Consider the following 3,017-nt stretch of genomic DNA (forward strand, 5'->3'; position numbering starts at 1 on the left):
TGTCGTCCTGCTCGAAGAACGTCAGCAGGTCGTCCTCGTCGATGTCGGACTTGTTGCCGACACCCACGATCGCGGAGACACCCATCTTGCTGCTCCGGCTGAAGCCGAGGATCGCCATCCCGATGCCACCACTCTGCGAAGACAGCGCGACGCCTCCCTTGACGTCGTACGGCGTGCAGAACGTCGCGCAGAGGTTCTCAGGCGTGTAGTAGTAGCCGTAGATGTTCGGACCGAGGATCCGGACGCCGTGCTTGCGAGCAATGGCCACCGCCTCGTCCTGCAGATCGACGTTCCCGGTCTCGGCGAAGCCCGACGGGATGAGGATCGCGCCCGCGACCCCCTTCTCACCGCACTGCTCGAGCGCTCCGGCGACGAACTTGGCAGGGACGGCGAACACGGCGACATCGACGTCGTCGGCGACGTCGGTGATGCTCTTGTACGCCTTCTTGCCGAGAACCTCGTCCGACTTGGGGTTGATCGGGAAGATGTCACCCTGGTAGCCACCGTTGATGAGGTTCTTCATCACCGAGTTGCCGATCTTGCCATCCTCGTTGGAGGCACCGATCACGGCGATCGCCTTCGGCTTCATGATGCGGGTCATCGACTTCAGGATGTCGTCCTGGGTGAACCTTTCCACGGGCTGGCCCGCAGTCTCGTCCACGATGATCCGCACATCGACCGCGGTCGCGCCGTCCTTGGCCGCGAGCACAGGGTTGAGATCCACCTCCGCGAACTGCGGGAAGTCGTTCACCAGGTCCGAGAGCGCCGTGATGATGGACGCAACCGCATCCTTGTCGACGCCCTGGGCGCCGCGCACACCGTTGAGGATCTCCGCTGCCTGGATCCCCTCGACCATCGACTTCGCCTCGTCGGCGGTCGCCGGCGCGAGACGGAACGTCACGTCCTTGAGCACCTCGACCAGTACGCCGCCCATGCCGAACGCCACGATCTTTCCGAAGGTCGGGTCGGTCACCGCACCGATGATGACCTCCTGCACGTCCGGGCTGCTCTGCAGCATCTGCTGCACCTGCACGCCGGAGATCGTCGCGTCCGCGTCGTACGCCTTCGCGTTGCGGACGATCTCGTCATAGCCCTTGGCCGCAGCGTCCACGTCCTCGACACCGACCAGCACGCCTCCGGCGTCGGTCTTGTGCAGGATCTCCGGGGACACGATCTTCAGGACGACCGGGAAGCCGATCTCCTTGGCAAGAGACGCGGTCTCCTCGGCCGAGGTGGCCAGACCCTCGCCGGGCGTCGGGATCCCGTAGGCGTCCGCAACTTTCTTGGCTTCGGGGGCACTCAACGACGTCCGCCCTTCGGCAAGTGCCGTGTCGAGTACGTCCTGTACAACCTTGCGGTCGTAGCTCATTCCTTCTCCTCATTCAGATGCAAGTTGGTGGAATTGTGAATGGTGCGAGATCTCTAGATGACCCCAGCGGCCTTGAGCTCGTCGAGCTCGGAGTCAGCGATGCCGAGGCCGCCGTAGATCTCCGAGTTGTGCTGGCCGAGAAGGGGCGACGTCTCGATCTCCACCGGGGAGTCGGACATCTTGATCGGGCAACCGACCGTCTTGAACGTTCCTCGTTGCGAGTGCGGAACCTCGACCACTGCACCGAGCTCGGCGAGCGTCTTGTCCTCGATCAGCTCGCGGGTGCTCAGGATAGGCCCGCACGGCACGTTGTGCGCGTTGAGCTTCTCCATGACCTCCCACTTGGTGAACTGCATGGTCCACTCCTCGATCAGCGCGAACATCTTGTCGAGCTTGTCGAGGCGCGCCGTCGGCGTGTTCCAGTCCGGGTCGTCGGCCAGCTCCGGCCGGCCGATGAGCTCGGTGATCGGCACCCACCCGGGCGGCTGGACGATGACGTAGATGTAGTCGTTTGGCCCACCTGGGGCGCACTTGACCGCCCAACCGGGCTGCCCGCCCCCGGAGGCGTTGCCTGACCGGGGCACCTCGTTGCCGAATTCCTTGTTCGGGTACTCGTTCAGCCCACCGTGTGCCAGCCGCTGCTGGTCGCGCAGCTTGACCCTCGTCAGGTTCAGCACGGCTTCCTGCATGGCCACCTGCACGCGCTGACCGCGGCCGGTGTTCACGCGCTGATAGAGCGCCGCCAGGATCGCGGCGACCAGGTGGATCCCCGTCCCCGAGTCACCGATCTGCGCACCGGTCGCAACCGGCGGTCCGTCTTCGAAGCCAGTGGTACTCATCGCGCCACCCATGGCCTGCGCGACGACCTCGTACGCCTTGAAGTCGGCGTAGTCCCCCGGGCCGAAGCCCTTGATCGACGCAAAGATCAGCTCAGGGTTGATCTCCTGAAGGCGGTCCCAGGTGAACCCCATCCGGTCGACAGCACCGGGGGCGAAGTTCTCGACCAGGACGTCGGAGTTCTTCACCATCTCGGTGAAGATCTCCTTTCCGCGATCCGACTTCATGTTCAGCGTGATGCTCCGCTTGTTGCAGTTGAGCATCGTGAAGTACAGGCTGTCGACGTCTGGGAGGTCGCGCAGCTGTTGCCGGGTGATGTCTCCGGTCGGTGCCTCCAGCTTGACCACGTCGGCGCCGAGCCAAGCGAGAATCTGCGTGCACGAGGGACCCGACTGCACATGGGTCATGTCGAGCACGCGGACTCCGTCGAGAGCCTTGTCCATTTCCTGCCTCCATCATGAGAATGAGTCGGCGGCGGTGCATGCGCGCCGCCGCCGAGAGTTTGCTACTTGTACATGGTCTGGTTCATGGTTCCGGGCGCGTAGGCGTCCGGGTCGATCCAAACGTTGATCAACGACGGCAGACCCGACTCGCGAGCCCGCTGCATGGCGGGCGCGATGTCCGCCGGGTCGCGAACCTCTTCGCCGTACCCGCCGAGCATCTTGGCGAACTCGTCGTACTTGACGTCACCGAGGGTGTTGCCCACGCGGCCACGGGCCTTGCCGTACTTCTGCTCCTGCCCGTAGCGGATCTGGTTCATCGACGAGTTGTTGCCGACGACTCCGACGAAGGGCAGGTTGAACCGCACCAG

3 protein-coding genes are annotated in these 3,017 nt (G+C 64.2%); all 3 read right to left on the minus strand.

The window, feature by feature from the left end:
* Positions 1–1,369: acetate--CoA ligase family protein (locus tag ACRDPN_RS11005; RefSeq protein ID WP_431447570.1), on the minus strand; the 1,369-nt coding region annotated here is incomplete at its 3' end.
* Positions 1,370–1,422: 53 nt separating this feature from the next.
* Complete coding sequence (gene frc, locus ACRDPN_RS11010; protein ID WP_431447572.1) at positions 1,423–2,649, minus strand: formyl-CoA transferase; 1,227 nt, start codon at positions 2,647–2,649, stop codon at positions 1,423–1,425.
* A 62-nt stretch (positions 2,650–2,711) separates the two neighbouring features.
* Positions 2,712–3,017, minus strand: a 306-nt coding sequence (locus tag ACRDPN_RS11015) for a thiamine pyrophosphate-dependent enzyme (protein WP_431447574.1), incomplete at its 5' end; no start/stop codon positions are given.

It is taken from the genome of Aeromicrobium sp., from assembly GCF_050700635.1.
GTDB lineage: Bacteria > Actinomycetota > Actinomycetes > Propionibacteriales > Nocardioidaceae > Aeromicrobium.

Coding starts and splice junctions, on each gene's coding strand:
- frc (WP_431447572.1), bottom strand. CDS start 2,649: ATGGACAAGGCTCTCGACGGAGTCCGCGTGCTCGACATGACCCATGTG.